The organism is Streptomyces sp. NBC_01264 (assembly GCF_026340675.1).
Lineage (GTDB): Bacteria > Actinomycetota > Actinomycetes > Streptomycetales > Streptomycetaceae > Streptomyces.
Genome location: NZ_JAPEOX010000001.1, coordinates 5078602 through 5100144, shown reverse-complemented (window position 1 = coordinate 5100144; position 21543 = coordinate 5078602). Strand labels below are relative to the sequence as shown.

The window sequence follows — 21543 nt, the reverse complement described above, 5'->3', positions numbered from 1 at the left end:
AACGCCCCGCTTCTCGTTCCGGCTTCTCGTTCCGGGTTCTCGTTCCGGGTTCGCCATTGAATTCAACTGAACTGAACTGTACGGTTCAATCAATGGAGCAGCCCCCGCACAGGAAGCCGAGGAGCCATGAGACCCGCACGGACCGAGACCGGACGCTGGATCGAGGACTGGGACCCCGAGAACGAGGAGTTCTGGCAGCGGACCGGCCGCAGGACCGCCCGCCGCAACCTGATCCTCTCGGTCCTCTCCGAGCACATCGGCTTCTCCGTATGGAGCATGTGGTCGGTCCTGGTGCTCTTCATGTCCCCCGAGATCGGCCTGGGCTTCACCCCGTCCGAGAAGTTCCTGCTCGTCATCGTCCCCACCCTGGTGGGCGCGCTGCTGCGCCTCCCCTACAGCTACGCGGTGACCCGCTTCGGCGGCCGCAACTGGACCGTGTTCGCCACCGCCATCCTGCTCGTCCCGACGCTCGCCGCACTCTGGTTCGTCCAGCGGCCGGGCACCCCGCTGTGGGTGTTCCTGCTGATCGGCGCGGCCGGCGGGGTGGGCGGAGGCAATTTCGCCTCCTCCATGACGAACATCGCCGTCCTCTTCCCGCGGCACCTCCAGGGCTGGGCCCTCGGCGTCAACGCGGGCGGCGGAAACCTCGGCGTCGCGGCGATCCAGCTGATCGGCCTGCTGGTCATCGCCACGGCCGGCAGCTCCCATCCCGCGTACGTCATCTCCGCGTACCTCCCCCTGATCGTGCTGGTCTCGCTCCTCGCCGCGCTGAAGATGGACAACTTCACCGCCGTGCGCGGCGCACCCGGCGCCCAGCTCGAGGCCCTGCGCGACCCGCACACCTGGTGGATCTCCCTCCTCTACGTCGGCACCTTCGGCTCCTTCATCGGCTACGGCTTCGCCTTCGGGCTGGTGCTCCAGAGCCAGTTCGGAGCCACCCCGCTGGAGTCGGCCTCGTACACCTTCCTCGGACCGCTGCTCGGCTCGCTGGCCCGGCCGTTGGGCGGGCTGCTGTCCGACCGGTGGGGCGGCGCCCTGATCACCCTCTGCACCTTCTGCGCGATGGCCGCGGGCACCGGGGTCCTGCTGCTGGCCTCCGTGCAGGGGTCCTTCGCGCTCTTCATCTGCGGATTCACCGTGCTGTTCGTACTGACCGGCATCGGCAACGGCTCGACGTACAAGATGATCCCGGCGGTGTTCGCCAGGAGGGCCGAGGACGCCGTCACCTCCGGCCACGACGCGACGGAGGCCTTCGCCCGGGCCCGCAGCCTCTCGGGTGCGCTGATCGGCATCGCCGGCGCGGTCGGCGCCCTCGGCGGGGTCGGGGTCAACCTGGTCTTCCGCAGCTCGTACGGCGGCTCCGAGAAGTCCGGTGAGCCCGCGTTCCTCGCCTTCCTCGCCTACTACCTGGTGTGCGTCCTGGTGACCTGCGCGGTCTACCTCCGCAAGCGCCCCACCGCCGAGCCCGCCCCCCGGCGCGTCCTCGCCCGAGCCGGCCGTGGCTGAGGTCAGGACCCACTGCCCGTACTGCGCCCTCCAGTGCGGCACCGTACTGGGCGGCGGGGCCGGCCGTACGACCGTCAGACCCGACGGGGAATTCCCGGTGAACCAGGGCGGGTTGTGCCAGAAGGGCTGGACCGCTCCCGCCCTGCTCGGCGCGCCCGACCGGCTGACCTCGCCGCTGGTGCGCGGGGCGGACGGCCGGCTCGCCCCCAGCACCTGGGAGGCCGCCCTCGACACGATCGCCGCACGGCTGCGGGACATCCGCGACGAGCACGGCCCCGACGCGGTGGGCGTGTTCGGCGGGGGCGGACTCACCAACGAAAAGGCCTACCAGCTGGGCAAGTTCGCCCGGGTCGCGCTCGGCACCAGTCAGATCGACTACAACGGCCGGTTCTGCATGTCCTCGGCGGCCGCCGCGGGCACGACCGCCTTCGGGCTCGACCGCGGCCTGCCCTTCCCCGTCACCGATCTCGGCGGGGCCGAGGTGATCCTGCTCGCCGGCGCCAACCCCGCCGAGACGATGCCGCCGCTGATGCGCCACCTGAACAAGGCCCGGCTGATCGTCATCGACCCCCGGCGCACCCCCACCGCCGAGGCCGCGGCCCTGCACCTGCAGCCGGCGCCCGGCACGGACCTCGCACTGGCCCTGGGACTGCTGCACCTCGCGGTCGTCGGGGGCCACGCGGACCAGCCCTTCCTGGACAAGCGCACCACCGGCTTCGACGCGGCCTGGCGGCGGGCCGCCGCCTGGTGGCCCGAGCGCGTGGAGCGGGTCACCGGAGTCCCGGTCGCCGAACAGCGCGAGGCGGTCCGCATGCTGGCCACCGCGGAGCGGGCGTACGTCCTGACCGGACGCGGCGCCGAGCAGCACAGCAAGGGCACCGACACGGTCTCGGCCTTCATCAACCTCGCCCTCACCCTCGGCCTGCCCGGCCGAGAGGGCAGCGGCTACGGCTGCCTGACCGGCCAGGGCAACGGCCAGGGCGGGCGCGAGCACGGCCAGAAGGCCGACCAGCTGCCCGGCTACCGCATGCTGACGGACCCCGCCGCCCGCGCCCACGTCGCCGCGGTCTGGGGGGTGGACCCCGAGGCCCTGCCGGGTCCCGGCCGCAGCGCCTACGAACTCCTCGACGCCCTCGGTACGGACGGCGGTCCGCGCGCCCTGCTCGTCTTCGGCTCGAACCCGGCGGTCTCCGCACCGCACGCGGCCCGGATCGGCGACCGGCTCGCCTCGCTCGACCTGCTGGTCGTGGCCGACTTCGTGCCCTCCGAGACCGCGCTCCTCGCCGACGTCGTGCTGCCCGTGACCCAGTGGGCCGAGGAGGAGGGCACGATGACCAACCTGGAGGGGCGGATCCTGCGCCGGCGCCGGATGCTGGCCCCGCCCGGCGAGGCCCGCAGCGACCTGGAGGTGCTGCACGGCCTCGCGGTCCGGCTCGGCCGGCCCGCCGCGCAGTTCCCCACCGAGCCGCGCGAGGTCTTCGAGGAGCTGCGCCGCGCGTCACGGGGCGGGCGCGCCGACTACTCCGGCATCAGCTACGAACGCCTCGACGCGGGCGAGGCGTTGTACTGGCCCTGCCCCCAGGTCCCGGGCGGCCCGGGCGGGGACGGCCCGGGCGGCGACGGCCCGGGCGGGGCGGACCGCGCACCGCACCCCGGCACCCCCCGGCTGTTCCTCGACGCCTTCGCGCACCCGGACGGGCTGGCCCGTTTCGCCGAGGTCGAGCACCGCGACAGCGCCGAGACCCCCGACGCGGACTTCCCGCTGTACGCCACGACGGGCCGGGTGCTCGCCCAGTACCAGTCGGGCGCGCAGACCCGCCGGATCCCCGAACTGATGGCGGCCGCACCCGAGATGTTCGTCGAGGTGCACCCCGATACCGCCGGGCGGCACGGGCTCGTCGAGGGCGCCGCCGCCAGGGTGAGCTCGGCGCGCGGCAGCACCCTGGCACGGGTCCGGCTGGTCGGGACCCTGCGGACGGACACGGTCTTCCTGCCGTTCCACTTCGCCGGGGCGGGCCGGGCCAACCTGATCACCAGCCCCGCGCTCGACCCGCGCAGCAAGATGCCCGAGTTCAAGGTGTGCGCGGTGCGCATCGGGCCGGCCGCCGAACCGGTGCCCGAGGCGCTCTCCGAACCGCTCGCCAGGGCCCGGCCGTGAGCGCGGGCGAGGTGCTGGTGGTGGGCAACGGGCCCGCCGCGAACCGGTTCGTGGAGCGGCTCCACCACCACGGCCACCGGGGCGGCGTCACCGTGCTCGGCGCCGAGCACGGGGCCGCGTACAACCGGGTGCTGCTGACCTCCGTCCTGGACGGCACCCTGCCGCCCGGCGCGCTCACGCTGCCCGCGCCGCCCCCGGGCACCCGGCTGCACACCGGGGTCACCGTGACCCGCATCGACCGCGCACGCCGGCTCGCGCACACGCGGGACGGGGCCGCGCACCCCTACGACACCCTGGTCCTGGCGACCGGCGCCCGGCCCGCCCTCCCCGAGATCCCGGGACTCACGGCGGGCGGCGCCTCCCCCGGGAGCGGCGTCCTGGCGCTCCGTACCCTCGCCGACGCCGAGCGGATCGCCCGGACACCCCCGCAGAGCGCGGTGGTCCTCGGCGCCGGACTGCTCGGTGTGGAGGCGGCCGCCGCCCTGCGCCGCGCGGGCCACGACGTGGCCCTCGTACACCGCGGGCCGCATCCGCTGGACCGGCGGCTGGACTCCGTCGCGGGCACGCTCCTCACCCGGCGGCTCGAAGGCATGGGCGTGGAGGTCCACGCGGACCGCCGAGCGGCCGAGCACCACCACGGGAAACTGGTCCTCGACGACGGCAGCGTGCTCGCGGCCGACCTCGTCCTGCTGTGCACCGGAGCCGAACCGGACACCAGGCTCGCCCGCCGGGCCGGGCTCACGGTCCGCTCGGGCGTCGTGGTCGACGACCTGCTGCGCACCGACGACCCGCGCATCCACGCCATCGGCGACTGCTCGGAGCACCCGGGCGACACCGCGGGACACCTCGAACCCGCCTGGGAACAGGCGGAGACCCTCGCCGGACACCTCGCCGGGGTCCCCGTACGCCGCCGCGGCACCCGCCAGGTCACCCGGCTGCGGATCCCCGGCCTCGACCTCGTCCAGCTGGGCCGGGGCGGACGGACCACCGAGGTCGAGGCCGGTGACAACGCCGGCGAGCTGGTCACCTTCACCGACCCGGCGCGCGGCCGGTACGCCCGGCTGACGCTGCACGGCGAGCGGATCACCGAGGCGGTCCTGCTGGGGCTGCCGCGGGCCATCGCCGCGGTGACCCGGCTCCACGCGCTCGACCTGCCGGTGCCCTCGGGGCGGCTGGAACTCCTGCTCGGCACGGCGCCCGCCACGGCGGACGCCGAAGAACTGCCCGACGAGGCGGTGGTCTGCCGCTGCAACAACGTCACGAAGCACACGCTCGCCGAGGCCTGCCGGGCCGGAGCCCACGACCTGCCGTCGATCGCCGCGGTGACCCGGGCCACCACCGGCTGCGGCGGCTGCACGGACGCGGTACGCGCGCTGTGCGGAACATTTCGTCCTCCGGAAGGGACCGACACCCCGTGAACCGCACTCTCGTCGTGGCCGGGTACGGCATGGCCGGGCACCGCCTCGTGGAGGAGCTGCGCTCCCTCGACGCGGCCGGTGTCTGGCGGATCGTGGTCCTGGCCGAGGAGCCGCACCCCGCCTACGACCGGGTCGCCCTCTCCTCCTACCTGGACGGCCGCAGCGCGGCGGACCTCGCCCTGGCCGCACCGGGCTTCCTCGACGACCCGCTGCTGGAGCTCCGCTTGAGCACCGGCGTGCACCGCGTGGACCGCGCCGCGCGCACCGTGACCACCACCACCGGTGAGCTGATCGGCTACGACGCCCTGGTCCTGGCCACCGGATCCCGGCCGTTCGTCCCGCCGGTACCGGGCCACGACCTGCCGGGCTGCTACGCCTACCGCTCGCTCGGCGACCTCGACGCGATCCGCGCCGCGGCCGAGCCGGGACGCCCCGGGGTGGTGATCGGCGGCGGCCTGCTCGGCCTGGAGGCGGCGAACGCGCTGCGGCTGCTCGGCATGGAGCCGCACGTGGTGGAGCTCGCCCCGCGGCTGATGCCCCTCCAGGTGGACCCGGACGGCGGCGAGGTCCTCGCGCGGCACGTCCGGGACCGGGGGCTGCGGATCCACTGCGGTGTCGCGACGGCGGGGATCGAGGCGGGTCCCGACGGCCGGGCGAGCGGCGTGGCCCTGGCGGACGGCTCCACCCTCGATGCGTCCGTCGTGGTGTTCTCGGCGGGTGTGCGCCCGCGGGACGAGCTCGCCGGTCCGGCGGGTCTGGCCACCGGCGAACGCGGCGGGATCCTGGTCGACGAGTACTGCCGCACGCGGGACGGGCACGTCTGGGCGATCGGCGAGTGCGCGGCGGTGGCCGGGCGCTGCTACGGCCTGGCCGCACCCGGCTACCGGATGGCCGCGTCCGTGGCCCGCCAGCTGCTGGGCCTGGACGGGGAGCCGTTCGGGGAGGCGGACATGTCCACGCGGCTGAAGCTGCTCGGCGTGGAGGTGGCGAGCTTCGGCGACGCCCACGCGAGCACCGCGGGTGCGCTGGCGCTCAGCCGGCGGGACGGGGCGGCCGGCACGTACGCGAAGCTCGTCCTGGACGCGGACGGCCGGACCCTGCTCGGCGGCGTCCTGGTCGGCGACGCCGGCGCCTACGGCGAGCTGCGGCCCTTCCTCGGCCGGGGGATGCCGGCCGCGGGGCACCGGCTGCTGGCCGGCCCGCGCTGAGCGCCCCCGGGGGAACGCAGAACGCCCCTCCCGGCCGCGGACGGCCGAGAGGGGACGGTGGGACTGGCGGGACGGGTGGGATCGGATCAGTCGCGGATGACGGTCTTGGTCCGCATCAGGAACTCCCCGAGGTAGGCGTCGTGGGGAACGCCCGGCCGGATCCAGTACGTCGGGTGGTCGCCGAGGTAGACGTTGCTGATCGTGGGCTCCGCGAGCAGCTCGTCGATCAGCGCCTCGTCGTCGGTGAACGCGGTCAGCACCAGGGAGTTGCGCAGCGGCCCGACACCGTCGGCGGGCGACCACGGGGCCACCCACACGCAGGGGAAGGGCAGTTCGATGCCGGCCTGCTCCGCGTCCGGCCGGTCCAGCTGGTGCACGGCCGGGCGCAGGACCGCGCTCCCGTCGCCGAGCTCCTCCACGACGCCGTCACCGCCGAGGTGCGCCGTGGTGCCGGCGGCCTTGGCGAGCAGGAACTTCTCGATCGCCCGGGCCCCCTCCACCGGCTGCACCGCCAGGACGGCCTTGTCGTCCTCCGGAGGCAGGCTCGGGATCAGGGCGAGGCGCTCGGCGATGGCCTGCGCGAGCGGCGCCGGGTCCCCGTCGATGAGCACGGTGGTGGCGTTGATGCAGGCCACCCCGCCCTGGTGGCTGATGGAGTCCACGATGGTGTCGAGGTGCTCGCGCCAGTCGACGCCGGCCGGAACCAGCATCTTCGAGCGGCCCGGACCCTGCGGCAGCACCCGGGTGCCCGCGTACTTGCGGACGACGTCGTCGCCGCCGTACACGAGGCCGTAGTCGGCGCCGCGCAGGATCTCGTCCGCCGCCTCGTAGTCCGTGGGCAGCAGCACGACCTGGTCCTCGCCGAAGCCCGCGGCCCGCAGGGCCGAGATCAGCCGGTGCGGGGTGAACGGCTCGCGGCGCGAGGGCCGCACGGCGACCCGGTAGCCCAGCGCGAGGGCCTCCACCCACAGCGAGTGCGGGCCGGGGTGGTTGCCCGCCGCGTGCACCGCGAACACGTCGCCGCGCCGGGTCCACACGGCGCTGCCGTTACGGGTCTCCTCGGCGCGCCAGTCGTCCACGGCGCCGACCGGCCGCGCCTGGAAGGCGGCGTACCGGGACTGCTCGGTGGCCTCGATGATGGCGGCCGTCGCGGCCCGGACGACACCGATCGGCACCCCGGAGACGCGGGCGACCGTGTGCTCGTACTCGGCGAAGGACAGTCCGTCGATGATCTCCTCGGCGAAGATCCGTCCGGCCCGCTCCAGGGCCTCCGTCCGCTCGGTGAGCGGCAGCGAGGAGGCCTTGCGCAGCGCGGTCATCGCCCGCGTCACGAACAGCTTGGGCACCAGGCTGAGTTCGGCGACCGGCGCACCCGTCACGTCCGTGACGGTCGTCCGCTTGCGTGCGCGGAAGGGGCCGGCCGGCCCGAGTGCGTCCAGCGTGATCAGGCCGGAACTCATTTTAATAGACCCCTTCGATGACGGTCTCGTTGTCGAACTCCTGGACCGGAGCGATGTCCGCCACGGAGTCGCCGAGCTGCCAGACGCCCTTGGGGCCGGGCACGCGCGTCGCGTAGTCGCGCTCCAGGTTGTTGGGCATGAACAGGCTCTTGCTGACGTGGTGCATGACCACCTGGCCGCGCTCGCCGTACCCGACGGTCTCGTGCGTCTTCGGGTCGACCACGTCGAAGACCATGTGCGGCGAGAACGGGTCGTAGATGCACGGGTCGTCGTCCGAGAGGCCCGGGCGCTCGGAGGCGTTGCCGAGGATCATGGTGGAGCCGTAGCCGCTGTAGAGGTGCGCCTTGGGGAAGACCTCGGTGCGGTACAGGTAGCGGGTGTCGGCGTCCATCTGGGTGCCGACCCAGTTGATCGCCTTGACCTTCTCGTGGATGAGCTTGGCGAGGTCGTCGCGGCGCGCGAGGCGCTCCAGGATCGGCGGGGTGCACATCAGGACGCCGATGTCCTGGGTCTGGAGCAGGAACGCCACCTGGTCGACGATGTGCTCGGCGTAGGCGCCCGCGTCCGCGGCCCGGCCCTCGGAGATGAGCTTCTTGACCCAGCGCGGGTCCAGGTCGACGGTGAAGGCGAGGCCGCCGCGGAAGGCGGTCTGGCGCTTGATGACGTCGCCCACCATGTGGGGGCCGGTCGGGGCGACGACCAGCCAGTTCACGTTCTGCGGAACGCCGTGCCGGTCGAGCTGGGCGCTGCTCCAGGTGAGCAGGCGGTCCAGCCACTCCTGGAGCAGGACTATGCGCTTGGGGGCGCCGGTGGTGCCGCCGCTCTCGTAGACGCCGACGACCTCGGGGTGCGGGCCGTAGCCGCGCGGGATGAGGTCCTCGGCGCGTACGTCGCGCAGCTCGTTGGCGAGGTTGGGGAAGCGGGACAGGTCCGCGAAACCGTGGATGTCGGTCAGCGGATCGAAACCAAGAGTTCCTGCGCGTTCGAGCCAGAACGGCGAGCCCGTTTCCGGGGAGAAATGCCACCGCAGAGCGGCGCGCAGGAATGCGTCGGGGTCCGGCTGGGTGTCGAGTGGAAATTCCAGCATGGGATCAACGGTTGACACGATGCTCCTTCCGGCAGGGCTGGTTGACGCCGTACCTTCCGCATGGTGCGCCGCGCCCCGGGACGGGTCCACGCCGCGGAGACGAGTCCGTCAACTGGCCGCCGCGAACAGCCGCCACCTGACAGATTTCGATGCCGGCCATTGCCGGATTCCCGGCCGCTCACCAGCATCCGATGGTCCGATTCAGGACCCGAAGCAATCGATCCCGCCAGGAGATGTCCAGGAATGGTCAACATCGCCGTCGTCTATTACTCGTCCACCGGAAACGTCCACAAGCTCGCCGAGGCGGCCGCCACGGCCGCCGGGAAGGCCGGAGCCGAGGTACGGCTCCTGCGCATTCCGCGGCTGAGCGCCGAGACCGTCGTGCCCGGCACCGAGGACGCCGTGGCCGCGCACGGGAACACCGACGGCGAGATCCCCGAGGTCCGGCTCGACGACCTGCTCTGGGCCGACGGCATCCTCATCGGCACGCCCGTCCGGTTCGGACTGCCCGCCGCCCCGGTCGGCGCCTTCATCGACTCCACCGCGCCCGTGTCGATTCCGGGCAAGCTCGCCAACAAGGTGGTGTCCGCCTTCACCTCGGGCTCCGCACCGCACGGCGGTCACGAGACCACCCTGCTCGCGGTCCACAACGCCGTCTGCCACTGGGGCTCGCTCATCGTCGCCAACGGCTCCACCGGCGAGGTCCTCTTCCGCCCGGAGAACGGCAACCCCTACGGCAGCTCCAGCGTCACCCGCAACCGCCCCGGAAACGTCCACGAGGACAATCTCGCCGCCGTCGAATTCCAGGCGCGCCGGGTCACCGAAGTCGCGGGAATCGTCGTACGCGGCCTCGCCGCCGCCCGATAGGAATCCCGGCCGCACTTTCTGACGCATTTCCCACCACCTGACAGAAACCGGGAAAGGACATGGCACCGCGCATGACGGCGCGGAACCATGGGCGCCCGAGCACACCGAGGGGACGACAATTGATCACCACCGGCCGCCGTTTCGAAGAGGGCCCGTCAGCGCACTCCGTCGGAATTCTGGGAACCGGCTCCTGTCTGCCGTCCCACGTCGTCACCAATGACGAAGTCGGCGCCCCCGCGGGAGTCGACGGCGAGTGGATCTTCAGCAAGACCGGCATACGGAACCGTCGCTGGGCCAAGCCGGACGAGGCCACTTCCGACCTGGCCGTCGCCGCGGGCCGGGCCGCTCTCGAACAGGCCGGCATCCGCGGTTCCGAGCTCTCCCTGGTCATCGCGGCCACCTCCACCCCCGACTCGCCGCAGCCGCCGACCGCCTCCCTGGTGGCCGACGGGCTCGGCGCCGGCAGCGGCACCACCGCCTTCGACCTCAACGCGGTGTGCAGCGGCTTCATCTTCGCGCTGACCACCGCGGAGCGGATCATCCGGGACACGGGCGGCTACGCGCTGGTCGTCGGCGCGGACGTCTACTCCCGGATCCTCAACCCGGAGGACCGCCGCACCACCATCCTGTTCGGCGACGGCGCCGGTGCCGTCGTCATCGGCCCGGACAAGGGCCGGACCCTCCTCAGCGCCCGGCTGGCCGGCTTCAGCTCCGAGCACGAGCTGATCGGGGTCCCGGCCGGCGGCAGCCGCCTCCCGGCCACCGAGGACACCCTCCGCGACGGGCTGCACTACTTCACGATGAACGGCCGCGCGGTCCGCGACTTCGTCGCCGAGATGGTGGCCCCGGCCATCTCCGAATTCCTCGCCGACAACGGCGTGACCCCCGCCGACATCGCTCACTTCGTCCCGCACCAGGCCAACGGCCGGATGATCGACGACCTCGCCGACCGGATCGGGATCCCCCGGGAGCGCACCCGTTCGACCTACGAGGAGTACGGCAACACCGGCTCGGCCTCCGTGCCGGTCACCCTCGACCACGCCGTGCGGACGGCGGAGATGAAGGACGGGGACCTCGTCCTGCTCGCCGCGTTCGGCGGCGGGATGGCCATGGGCCTCGTCCTGCTCCGGTGGTGACCGCACCCGGGTAACGGCGGGGTCGTCGTCCAGGCCCCCTCCCTCAGGCGCCCTCCCCGCCCCCTCACCTCCCCCAGGCTCCAGCCCCTCCCACCCTGCCCATGGAGACAGACATGCTGAATGACGCCCAGGTTGACGCGTATCTGGACCGCATCGGCGCGACCCGGCCCGAGCGGGCCGATCTCGCCGCGCTGCGCCGCCTCCAGGAGCGGCACTGCCTGACCGTGCCGTTCGAGAACCTCGACTACCACGTCGCCGGAGCCCCCGTCCACATGGACGAGCAGGTCCTCGAGAAGCTGGTCGACCGCCGTCGCGGTGGTGGCTGCTACGAGGTCAACCCCGCCTTCGGGTACCTGCTGAGCGCCCTCGGCTACGAGGTGGAGATCCTGCCCGGCCAGGTCTACCGCCCCGACGGCCCGGGCCCGTTCATGGGCCACCTGGCGCTCCGCGTCCTGCTGGACGGCGAGGCCTGGCTCGTCGACGTCGGCTTCGGCCGCAACAGCCGTACGCCGCTGCGCTTCGCCGACGCCGAGCCGCAGCAGGACGCGCACGGCAGCTACCGCGTCGTACCGGCCGAGGGCGAGGGCGCCTGGGGCTTCGACATCCTCCTGAACGACCGCCCGCTCTACCGGATCGACGACCGGCCCGTGCGGGTGGCCGACTTCGTGCCGACCCTGTGGTGGTGGCGCACCGCACCCGAGTCGCCGTTCCTGGCCGACGTGTTCTGCTCGCTGCCGACCGAGGACGGCGGGCGCGTCACCCTCAAGGGCAACCGCCTCACCCAGATCACCGGATCGGAGCGCATCGTCGAGGACCTGGCGGACGACGAAGCCGTGCTCGCCGCCTACCGCAAGTACTTCGGCTTCGACCTGGACGTGCTCCCGGCCACCCCCGAGCCCGGTCGCGCCGGCATCCAGACGGGCTGAGGACGGCATGACCGACGTCCTCGACGACCTCCTGCCCCCGACCGACCCGGCCGAGCTCCCCGCGGTGTTCGAAGCGGCCTTCAACTCCGGTGAACTCGCCTCGGTGGACCGTCTCTTCGCCCCCGGCGCCGTCTTCGTCACCCGTCCCGGCGAGGCCGTCACCGAGGATGCCCGGCGCGCGGCCAACGCCCAGTTCCTGGGGCTCGGCGTCCCGATCGCGCTCACCCTGCGGCACACCTATGTCTGCGACGACATCGCCCTGCTCATAGGGGACTTCGTGATCTCGGGCACCGGCCCGGACGGAAGCCCGGTGCACCAGGAGGGCTCCGCCACCGATGTGGCCCGCCGCGGGCCCGACGGCCGCTGGCGCTACGTGATCGACAACCCGTCCGGCATCGACCGCGGATAGCCCCTCGTGTCCGAAGCGTGCCCGATCCCGTCCGTCCTGACCCCGTGCCTCCGGCGCGGGGTCGGGGCGTTTCCCGACCCCGACCGACCCCGACCCCCGATCTCGACCCCTGACCCCCGACCCCCGACCCCCGACAGAAGGCAGCCCTCCGTGGCCATCCGGCTCAACCACACCGTCCTCACCGCCCTGGACCGCGACGTCACCGCGGCGTTTCTGATCGACATCCTGGGACTCGAACCCAGCCGCGGCTACGGGCCGTTCCGGGTCCTCCAGCTCTCCAACGACATCACCCTCGACGTCCTCGGCAGCGAACACGCCATCAAGGGCGCCGGTCTCGGCGCCGACGGCACGGTCACCCCGCAGCACTACGCCTTCCTCGTGGACGACCACGAGTTCGACGGGATCCTCGCCCGGATCCAGGACCGCCGGCTGCCCTACTGGGGCGACCCCTTCCACCGTCACGCCGGTGTCACCAACGCCTGGTACGGAGGCCGCGGCGTCTACTTCGACGATCCGAACGGCCACAGCATCGAAGTCATGACCGCCCCCTACGAAATGGACTGACCGTGCCCACACAAGAAGTACTGGAAGCACCGGAAGTACTGGCCGCGCCGGTCCTCAGGCCCGGGGACGAGGGTTACGACGACGAGCGGCTCGGCTACAACCTGGCCCTCGACCACCGGCCCGCCCTCATAGTCCGTGCCCGGGACACCGCCGACGTCCAGGAAGCGGTCCGGTACGCGGCCGGAGCGGGCCTGGGCGTCGCCGTGCAGGCCACCGGCCACGGCATCTCCCGTTCGGCCGAAGGCCAGCTGATGATCAGCACCCGGCTGATGACGGGGGTACGGGTCGACCCCGTGCGCCGCACCGCGACCGTCGCGGCCGGGACCGTGTGGCAGGACGTCCTCAGGGCGAGCGCCCCGCACGGCCTGGCGCCCCTGAACGGCTCCAACCCGGGTGTCGGCGCGGTCGGTTACACCGTCGGCGGCGGCATGGGGCTGCTCGGCCGCCGTTACGGGTACGCCGCCGATCACGTCCGCAGCCTGGACGTCGTCACCGCGGACGGCCGGCTCCGCACGGCGACCCCCGACCGGGAGCCGGACCTCTTCTGGGCCCTGCGCGGCGGCAAGGGCAACTTCGGCGTGGTCGTCTCCATGGAGATCGACCTGTTCCCGGTCGCCGAGCTCTACGGCGGCGGACTCTACTTCGGGCCGGACACGGCGGCCACGGCCCTGCGCGCCTACGCCGCGTGGACCACGACGGTCCCCGAGGAGATGTCCTCCTCCATCCAGCTGATCCGCTACCCCGACCTGCCGGTCCTGCCCGAGGCGATGCGCGGCCAGTACGTCACCCACATCCGGATCGCCTGGTCCGGCGACCACGCCGACGGCGAGCGCCTGGTGCGGCCGCTGCGCGCCCTCGGTCCGGTGCTCCAGGACACCGTGGCCGCGATGCCCTACCTCGAGGTCGGGTCCATCCACCACGAACCGCCGTTCCCGGTGGCGGCGTACGACCGCAACACGGCGCTGCGCGATCTGCCCCCCGCCGCCGTCGAGGCCCTGCTCGAACGGGCGGGTCCGCAGGCGGACGCCCCCTACTTCGTCGAGATCCGCCACCACGGGGGCGCCTATGCCCGGCCGCCCCGCACCGACAGCGCGGTCGCGGGCCGGGACGCCGGGTTCATGCTGTTCTCCACCTCGATCATGGAGCCCGGCCGGCTGCCCGCGATCCGCGACGCCCACGACCTGCTCCACCGCACGATGGAGCCGTGGGGCACCGGCGGGGCGTTCGTGAACTTCTTCGGCATCGACGACACCGGCGCCGACCGGGTCCGCAGCGCGTACACGGAGTCCGGCCACGCCCGGCTGGCGGCGCTCAAGGCGGCGTACGACCCGGAGAACCTGTTCCGGGTGAACTACAACATCGAGCCGACCGCGAGCTGACGGCACCGCGAGCCGACAGCACGGAGGGGGACGGACCATCCGGTCCGTCCCCCTCCGTCATGTGCCCCGGCTCACCCTCAGGCGGTGAAGTCCCGCGCGTGGTCGGCCGCCCACTCGGCGAACGTCCGCGCCGGGCGCCCGGTGATCTTCTCCACGGTGTCCGACAGGTGCGTCGGTACGCCGTCGGAGGCGGACCAGTAGCCGAACACCGCGTCGGCGACCCAGGCCGGCACGGTCTCGCTGAGGTCCTCGCGCGCCTGCTCCTCGGTGCGCTCCTCGAACTCCAGCTCCTTGCCGACGACCTCGGCGATGATCTCCAGCTGGCGGCGCTGCGTCACGGACTCGGGGCCGGTGATGAAGTAGCTCTGCCCCTCGTGGCCCGGCTCGGTCAGGGCCGTCACGGCGACCGCCGCGATGTCCTTCTCGTGAATGACGTCGCTGTGCGACCCGGGGTAGGGGAAGCGCACCTTCTGCTCGGCCCGGATGCTCTCGGGCCAGCCCCACATCAGGATGTTGGAGGCGAAGTTGTGCGGGCGCAGGAAGGTGTACGCGATGCCGGACTCGACGATCGCCGACTCCACCGAGCGGTGCATCTCGGTGATCGGCTCCTGCCCGGGGAAGGCCTCGGTGACCGTCTGGGAGGACAGCAGCACGAGGTGCTTGACCCCGGCCTGCTGCGCGGCCGCCAGGAACTCGGTGATCCCCTGCGGAACGGCGTACAGGAAGACCTTCTCGACGCCTTCGAGCGCGGCGGGCAGCGTCTCGGGCCGGCCGAGGTCGGCCTCGACCACCTCGACGGTCTCCGGGGCGCCGATGCGCGCGGGGGTGCGGGCGCCGGCCCGGACCGGGACACCCGCCCCGATCAGCTGGGAGAGGACCTCACGGCCCACCTGGCCGGTGGCCCCGATGACCAGGATCTGCGTGCTGGACATGTTGCTCCTTGATGTCGGCGGGTGCTCAGGCACCGGCGGAAACGCGGTCTGACGTCTGGCGGGCACGCTTCGACTTGGCGAAGCGGCGGGTCAACGGCCGTTCCACCCCGGCGTAGAGGGCCCAGGAGAGGACGACGGTGATACCGGCGGCGGCGGCGAGCAGCAGGGCCGTGGTGAGCGCCGAGTAGGTCTCGGTGCCGAGCAGCTCGCGCCCGTAGGCGAGCACCACGAAGTGCAGCAGGTAGAAGGCGAAGGAGATCTCGCCGAGCCAGAGCATGGTGCGGTTGCGGAAGATGGTGAACCGGTTCTCCACGTCCGCGGTGGCGGCGGCGGCGATCAGCAGGATCACCGGGATGATGCAGGTGGCACGCTGTCCGTACAGGTAGGGGACGTACGCGGTCAGCACGTAGCCGACCACGAGCAGCAGCCCCGACCAGATCATGCCGATGTTCTTCCAGCGGCCGCGCTGGACCGCGTGCGCGACGAGCATGCCGAGCGCGAAGTCGGCCATGCGGACCGGCGGCAGCACGTAGCTGACCCAGTACTGCACCACGGAGCTGGCCTCGCCGCCGGGGATCCCGGGGGCGTCCGACAGCAGTGCGTAGGTGAGCATCGGGGTGGCGACGACCAGCGCGACGGTGCCGGCGATCCAGTACTTGAGGTGGCTGTCGCGGATCTTCCGGAAGACGTTGTTCAGCATGGGGAAGGCGGCGTAGAAGAACGCCTCCGCACCGAGCGACCAGCTGGGCGGGGTGACGCTGAAGTAGGTGTTGAACTCCGGCGACCACACCTGGACCATCAGCAGGTTGGCGATCGACGTGCCGACCGGGGTGTAGGCGGAGGCGAAGAGCACCATCCCGAGCACCCAGGCGACCACGTAGTTCGGGTAGATCTTCACGAACCGGCGGCGCCAGAACGCCCTCGCGGTGTCCTTCTGCCGGGCGGACCAGCTCAGCACGAAGCCGCTGAGCACGAAGAAGAAGGTGACGCCGAGGCCGCCCATCTGTCCGGCGACCTTGTAGAAGTCCATGACGTCCGCGTCGTCCCCGAGCAGGCGCAGGGCGGGGATCGGCAGGGCCGCGTGGTAGAGGAACACCAGGAGGGCGGCGGGGAATCGGAGTCCGGTCAGTGAGGGAAGCCGGCTCTGGCCACGCTCCGCGTTCGTACCCCGGTCGGGGCTGGTGCCCCGGTCGGTCTGCGCGGTGGGAGCCTCGACGGTTGCGGCCGCCGGTCCTTCCGCGATCATCTGGCCGTAAGCCATGAAATAACCGTCCTTGGAAATGGAGTTGTCGCGTTTCCTTTATGGTTCAGTCGCTGATTAGACTGCTTCCGACGGATTCCCGGCACGGCCGGTGGCTTAATCTGTCAGCTGCGGACACGGTGCGGCTTCCCGTGCGGCACCGGCCGGATCCGACCGGCGCCGACCTGACAGATTGCCGGGGCAGAACTCCCGAGCCCCTTGTTTCCCCCTTAGATTTCCGAAGGCGTTGCCCATCTCTTGGCGATGGCGGAGCGCATCGTGATATCGGCAATGACGCACATCAAGGGGAGAAACATGCCCATCGTGACCGCAGGTGACGCCCGCGTGGACTACCAGGTCCGCGGGTCCGGCACCGGCCTGCTCTTCGTCCACGGCACCGGCTTCGGCGCCCAGGGAACCTGGGGCCACCTCGCCGACGAGTTCGCCGGGAGCCGCACCGTGCTCCTGCCGGACCTGTCCGGCTGCGGTGCCACCGAGGACGACGGCACCGAGCTGACGGTGGAGCGGCTCGCCGCCCAGGTGATCGGTGTGATCGAGGAGGCCGGCAACGGCCCGGTCGACCTGGTCGGCTTCTCCCTCGGCGCCGTCGTCTCCGCGACCGTCGCAGCCACCCGCCCGGACCTGGTCCGCCGCCTGGTCCTCACGGCCGGCTGGGCCGCCCCCGACGACGAGTACCTGCGCAACCTGATGACCGTGTGGCGTGCGCTGGAGGACAAGCCGGACGCGTTCGGCCGCTTCGGCACCCTGACCGCGTTCAGCCGCGCCTTCCTCAACGGCGTCGGCCGGGAGCAGCTGGAGGGCATCATCGCCGGCAACCAGCCGAGCGAGGGCGCACTGCGCCACATCGACCTCAACCTGCGCGCGGACATCCGGGACCTGCTGCCGAAGATCGAGGCCCAGACGCTGGTCATCGGCTGCACCCTGGACAACACGGTCCCCGTGGAGAACTCCCGGGAACTGCACGCCGCCATCAAGAACAGCTCGTACGCCGAGCTGGAAAGCGGCCACGTGGTCGTCTACGAGAAGCCTGCCGAATTCGTCAAGCTCGTTCAGGACTTCATCCACCAGTCCTGATTCTTTCCCATCCCTGAACCCATTGTTCCCACTCGACTAAAGGGCGGGGGCCGGTCACGACCGTCCCCGCCCTTTTCGCGGCCCCAACAGCCCGCTCGGTCGATGGAACCGAAAGGACCCCCCATGTCGTCGGGCACAGATTCGAGAACATCGGCATCCCGTCGTCCCGCACTTGTCCTGGCGCTCCTCGCGCTGGCCCAGCTCATCACTTCGCTCGACTACAACATCGTCTATGTGGCACTGCCCGAAATCGGCGAAAGCCTCGATTTCTCCTCCCAGACGCTGCAGTGGGTCGTCAGTGCCTACGCCGTGATCTACGGCGGTTTCCTGCTGCTCGGCGGCCGTGCCTCCGACCTCCTCGGCCGCCGCCGCATGTTCGTCTTCGGGCTCTCCCTCTACGGCGTCGGCTCGCTCCTCGGCGGTCTCGCCGACGCCTCGGAGTTCCTGGTCGCGGCGCGGGCGCTGCAGGGCCTGGGCGGCGCGTTCCTCTTCCCCGCCACCCTCGCCCTGGTCATCACCTCGTTCAGCGAGGGCCGCGAGCGCAACCGGGCCCTCGCGGTCTGGGCGGGCGCCGGGGCCAGCGGCATGGTCCTCGGCTCGCTGCTCGGCGGCGTCCTGACCCAGGCCTTCGGCTGGGAGTCGGTCTTCTACGTCAACGTCCCGCTGGCGGTCGTCGCCATCGCCGCGGCCTATGCGCTGATCGCCCCCGACGGCAAGCGCGCCGCCGGCCGCTCCTTCGACGTGCCCGGCGCGCTGACCGGCACCGCCGGTGCCACGCTCGTGGTCTTCGCCCTGGTCCAGGGACCGGAGTCCGGCTGGGCCTCGGCCCCCGTGCTCGGCGCGGGCGCTGCCGCTCTGGTGCTGCTCACGGTCTTCCTGGTGGTCGAGTCGCGCAGCGCCGAACCGCTCCTGCCGCTGCGGCTGTTCCGCAATCGCAACCTGTCCGCGGGCGTGGCCACCACCTTCATGTTCATGGCGACCTTCGGTTCGCTGCTGTACTTCCAGACCATCTACTTCCAGGGTGTGCACGGCTACAGCGCGCTCGAGACCGGTCTGGCCTTCCTGGTCCCGATGGTCGCGGGGCTGGTCGGCTCCACCCTCGGCGGTCGGCTCGCCACCCGCCTCGGCACCCGCAACACCATCCTGGGCGCCCTGGTCGTGGGCGCGGCGGGCACGCTGATGCTCGCGCTCGCGATGGACCCGTCGGCTTCGTACATCGCCCTGGTCCCCGGCCTGATCGTGCTCAGCCTCGGCCAGGGGGCGCTCTACACGAGCATGTTCTCCGCGTCCTCGTCCGGCGTGGACCCGATGGAGCAGGGCATCGCCTCCGGCATCGTCTCCACCGGCCAGCAGGTCGGCGGCGCCGTGGGCCTGGCACTCCTGGTGGCCGTGGCCAACTCGATCACCGGCGAGGAGGCCACCCGGGCGGCGACGACGGACGGTCTGCGCACCGCCGTCCTGATCGCGGCCGGCGCCATGGTCGTCTCGATCGCCATCGCGCTCACCTTCCGCCGTGCCGACGCCGATGCGACGGGCACGCCGACCGCGGATCCGTCCTCGCAGGACGAGCAGTCCGCGGTGCCGGCCACCGTCTGACCGTCCGGGCGCTCCGTGCGCCCCCACCGACTACGGCCGGTGCCTCCGGGGGGAGGCACCGGCCGTAGTCGTACGCGGGGCCGAGCGGGGCGGTACAGCGGCCGAGGGGGAGCAACCACAACGGGCGGTGGGGGCACGGTTGTCCGTGCCCCCACCGCCCGTTGTACCGCCCTGGTCGGGCCCCGCTCAGACGATCTTGAGGTGGTCGAGGTACGACCGCACGTTGCGGCGGGTCTCGGGGACGGAGTCGCCACCGAACTTCTCCACCACGGCATCCGCCAGCACCAGCGCGACCATCGCCTCAGCCACGATCCCCGCCGCCGGCACGGCACACACGTCGGAACGCTGGTGGTGCGCGACGGTGGCCTCGCCGGTGGCGACGTCCACGGTCGCCAGGGCCTTCGGCACGGTCGCGATCGGCTTCATCGCGGCGCGCACGCGCAGCAGTTCACCGGTGGTCAGACCGCCCTCCGTGCCACCGGCACGGCCCGAGGTGCGCTTGAGGCCCTCGGGGGTGGAGACGATCTCGTCATGCGCCTTGGAGCCGGGCACGCGAGCCAGCTCGAAGCCGTCACCGACCTCCACGCCCTTGATGGCCTGGATGCCCATGAGCGCGGCCGCCAGGCGCGCGTCGAGGCGGCGGTCCCAGTGCACGTGCGAGCCGAGGCCGACGGGCACCCCGTAGGCGAGGACCTCGACGACACCACCCAGGGTGTCACCGTCCTTGTGGGCCTGGTCGATCTCCGCGACCATCCGCTTCGACGCGTCGGCGTCCAGGCAGCGCACCGGGTCGGCATCGAGCTTCTCGACGTCCGCGGGGGTCGGGTAGAGGCCGTACGGGGCCTTGGCCGCCGCCAGCTCCACCACATGGGAAACGATCTCGATGCCGGCCACCTCCTTGATGAAGGACCGGGCCACGGCGCCGAGGGCGACGCGGGCCGCGGTCTCCCGGGCGCTGGCGCGCTCCAGGATCGGCCGGGCCTCCGAGAAGCCGTACTTCTGCATGCCCGCGAGGTCGGCGTGGCCGGGGCGCGGGCGGGTCAGCGCGGCGTTGCGGCCGGTCTCCTTCAGCAGCGAGGGGTCGACCGGGTCGGCCGACATCACCGTCTCCCACTTGGGCCACTCACTGTTGCCGATCATCACGGCGACCGGACCGCCCTGCGACAGACCGTGGCGCACACCGCCGAGGAAGGTGATCTCGTCCTGCTCGAACTTCATCCGTGCACCGCGGCCGTAGCCGAGCCGGCGCCGGGCCAGGTGTTCGGCCACCAGCTCCGTGGTCACCGGAACACCGGCGGGAAGCCCCTCCAGCGTCGCTACCAGAGCCGGGCCGTGGGATTCCCCGGCCGTCAGCCAACGCAACCTGCTCAATTTCCGTCTCCCCATGCGAAGTCGTAGGCGCCGTGCAACCAGGCCGCCTTGTCGTACATGTCCTCGTCGGACAGCGCGGCCAGCATCGCGTTGCGCTCCACCCGCGCCTCCCCGGCCGCGTGGTAGAGCACGCGCCCCATCTCCCGTGCCACCAGCTGCACCCGGGCCGTACGCTCCCGGCGCGCCGCGTTGTACTTCTCCAGACGCTGGACGAAGTCGGCCTCGGGGCCGTCCAGCAGCACCGACAGCAGGACCGCGTCCTCAAGGGCCTGGCACGCACCCTGCGCCGCGTACTGGAGCATCGGGTGCGCGGCGTCCCCGAGGAGCGCGACCCTGCCCTCGGTCCAGCGGTCCACCGGGTCGCGGTCGCACAGCACCCAGGACTTCCAGTCCCGCCCCAGCTCCAGCACCCTGCGGGCCGGGCCGGGCAGTCCGGGGAAGGAGTCCCTCACGTGGCCGTGCTCGGCCGGGACCCCGGCCAGGGCCTGCGTGGCGCCGTCGTCGCGGGTCGCGGCCAGATTGAAGTACCTGCCGCCCGTGACCGGGTAGTGCACGAAGTGCCACTTCGGGCCCGCCCACAGGACCACGGTGTTTCCCCGCAGGTCCTCGGGCACCTCCTCCACGGGAATCACCGAGCGGTAGATGGTGTGACCGGAGATGCGCGGCGGCCCGTCCCCGACCAGCTGCCGGCGGACCGCGGAGTGCAGTCCGTCGGCGCCGATGAGCGCGTCGCCGGTGCGCCGCCTGCCATCGGCGAGCACGGCCGTCACCCCGCCCACCCACTGCTCGTACGCGACGACGTGGCATCCTCCGAGCAGTTCGATGCCGGGGGACCGGCGGGCGGCCTCCAGGAGCGGCAGGTAGAGGTCCACCCGGTGCACCACGGCGTACGGGTTGCCGAACCGGGCCCGGTACTTCCCGGTCACCGGCAGGGCCGCGACCCGCTCGCCGGTGATGCCGTCCATGAAGCGCAGCTCGTCGATGAGGACGGCGCGTTCGCGGACCTCCCGGCCCACTCCGAGCAGGTCGAGCGCGTGGAAGGCGTTGGGGCCGAGCTGGATGCCGGCGCCGACCTCCGTGAAGACGTCCCTGCGCTCCAGGACCGTGACCTGGTGGCCGCGTCGCGCGAGCCCGAGTGCCGCAGCGAGTCCACCGATGCCACCACCGGCGATGAGTATGTCGGCCATGGGT

At 72.2% G+C, this 21543-nt stretch carries 18 protein-coding genes; 12 read left to right on the top strand and 6 right to left on the bottom strand.

The features are described 5' to 3' along the window. Positions 1-126 precede the first annotated feature (126 nt). Genes OG435_RS23650 through OG435_RS23635 form a run of 4 tightly spaced genes read left to right on the top strand, consistent with a single transcriptional unit; the run spans position 127 to position 6290 of the window. Positions 127-1506 carry an MFS transporter gene (locus OG435_RS23650; RefSeq protein WP_266879470.1) on the top strand — a complete coding sequence of 460 codons (1380 nt, stop codon included), beginning with the start codon at positions 127-129 and terminating at the stop codon, positions 1504-1506. Continuing rightward, positions 1499-3664 (top strand): molybdopterin oxidoreductase family protein, encoded by a 2166-nt coding sequence (locus OG435_RS23645; RefSeq protein WP_266879468.1) that lies wholly within the window; start codon positions 1499-1501, stop codon positions 3662-3664. The genes OG435_RS23650 and OG435_RS23645 overlap by 8 nt, the downstream gene beginning before the upstream one ends. Then, positions 3661-5082: an FAD-dependent oxidoreductase gene (locus tag OG435_RS23640; protein WP_266879466.1), complete on the top strand. Its 1422-nt coding sequence runs from the start codon at positions 3661-3663 to the stop codon at positions 5080-5082. Before OG435_RS23645 ends, OG435_RS23640 begins: the two co-directional genes overlap by 4 nt. Then, positions 5079-6290, top strand: coding sequence for an NAD(P)/FAD-dependent oxidoreductase (locus OG435_RS23635; RefSeq protein WP_266879464.1), 1212 nt, complete (start codon positions 5079-5081; stop codon positions 6288-6290). Before OG435_RS23640 ends, OG435_RS23635 begins: the two co-directional genes overlap by 4 nt. Positions 6291-6376: 86 nt before the next feature. Here OG435_RS23635 and OG435_RS23630 read toward each other — a convergent pair whose 3' ends face one another. Together OG435_RS23630 and OG435_RS23625 are read right to left on the bottom strand one after the other, a co-directional pair. Next, complete coding sequence (locus tag OG435_RS23630; protein ID WP_266879463.1) at positions 6377-7750, bottom strand: aldehyde dehydrogenase family protein; 1374 nt, start codon at positions 7748-7750, stop codon at positions 6377-6379. Between the two features lies 1 nt (position 7751). Then, entirely contained in the window at positions 7752-8837 is a 1086-nt protein-coding gene (locus OG435_RS23625) for a phenazine antibiotic biosynthesis protein (protein ID WP_266879462.1), read from the bottom strand. Between the two features lie 243 nt (positions 8838-9080). Here OG435_RS23625 and OG435_RS23620 point away from each other — a divergent pair, with 243 nt between their 5' ends. The 6 genes from OG435_RS23620 to OG435_RS23595 all read left to right on the top strand — a co-directional run bounded on the left by OG435_RS23620 (position 9081) and on the right by OG435_RS23595 (position 14118). Then, positions 9081-9704, top strand: coding sequence for an NAD(P)H-dependent oxidoreductase (locus OG435_RS23620; RefSeq protein ID WP_266879460.1), 624 nt, complete (start codon positions 9081-9083; stop codon positions 9702-9704). 119 nt (positions 9705-9823) lie between these two features. Continuing rightward, the gene (locus OG435_RS23615) at positions 9824-10840 is read left to right on the top strand and encodes a 3-oxoacyl-ACP synthase III family protein (protein WP_266879458.1); all 1017 of its coding nucleotides are present in this window, start codon (positions 9824-9826) and stop codon (positions 10838-10840) included. A 113-nt stretch (positions 10841-10953) separates the two neighbouring features. After that, positions 10954-11766: an arylamine N-acetyltransferase family protein gene (locus tag OG435_RS23610; protein ID WP_266879456.1), complete on the top strand. Its 813-nt coding sequence runs from the start codon at positions 10954-10956 to the stop codon at positions 11764-11766. A gap of 7 nt (positions 11767-11773) precedes the next feature. Continuing rightward, positions 11774-12175: a YybH family protein gene (locus OG435_RS23605; protein ID WP_266879454.1), complete on the top strand. Its 402-nt coding sequence runs from the start codon at positions 11774-11776 to the stop codon at positions 12173-12175. Between the two features lie 150 nt (positions 12176-12325). Beyond that, positions 12326-12739 (top strand): VOC family protein, encoded by a 414-nt coding sequence (locus OG435_RS23600; RefSeq protein WP_266879452.1) that lies wholly within the window; start codon positions 12326-12328, stop codon positions 12737-12739. A 2-nt stretch (positions 12740-12741) separates the two neighbouring features. Beyond that, positions 12742-14118 (top strand): FAD-binding oxidoreductase, encoded by a 1377-nt coding sequence (locus OG435_RS23595; protein WP_266879450.1) that lies wholly within the window; start codon positions 12742-12744, stop codon positions 14116-14118. A 77-nt stretch (positions 14119-14195) separates the two neighbouring features. Here OG435_RS23595 and OG435_RS23590 read toward each other — a convergent pair whose 3' ends face one another. Continuing rightward, positions 14196-15050 carry an NAD(P)H-binding protein gene (locus tag OG435_RS23590; RefSeq protein ID WP_266879448.1) on the bottom strand — a complete coding sequence of 285 codons (855 nt, stop codon included), beginning with the start codon at positions 15048-15050 and terminating at the stop codon, positions 14196-14198. Between the two features lie 25 nt (positions 15051-15075). Continuing rightward, a complete protein-coding gene (locus tag OG435_RS23585) occupies positions 15076-16311 on the bottom strand; it encodes an acyltransferase family protein (RefSeq protein ID WP_266879447.1) in 1236 nt (411 codons plus the stop codon). Between the two features lie 294 nt (positions 16312-16605). Between OG435_RS23585 and OG435_RS23580 the strand changes: the two genes are divergently transcribed. After that, positions 16606-17385 carry an alpha/beta fold hydrolase gene (locus tag OG435_RS23580; protein WP_266879446.1) on the top strand — a complete coding sequence of 260 codons (780 nt, stop codon included), beginning with the start codon at positions 16606-16608 and terminating at the stop codon, positions 17383-17385. Between the two features lie 123 nt (positions 17386-17508). Further along, on the top strand, positions 17509-18981 hold the full coding sequence (locus tag OG435_RS23575) for an MFS transporter (protein WP_266879445.1): 1473 nt from the start codon (positions 17509-17511) through the stop codon (positions 18979-18981). A gap of 186 nt (positions 18982-19167) precedes the next feature. Here the strand turns inward: OG435_RS23575 and aroC are convergent, their stop codons facing one another. Further along, positions 19168-20352, bottom strand: coding sequence for a chorismate synthase (aroC, locus tag OG435_RS23570; RefSeq protein WP_266879443.1), 1185 nt, complete (start codon positions 20350-20352; stop codon positions 19168-19170). Continuing rightward, positions 20349-21539: a 3-hydroxybenzoate 6-monooxygenase gene (locus tag OG435_RS23565; RefSeq protein WP_266879442.1), complete on the bottom strand. Its 1191-nt coding sequence runs from the start codon at positions 21537-21539 to the stop codon at positions 20349-20351. Before OG435_RS23565 ends, aroC begins: the two co-directional genes overlap by 4 nt. Between the last annotated feature and the right edge of the window lie 4 nt (positions 21540-21543).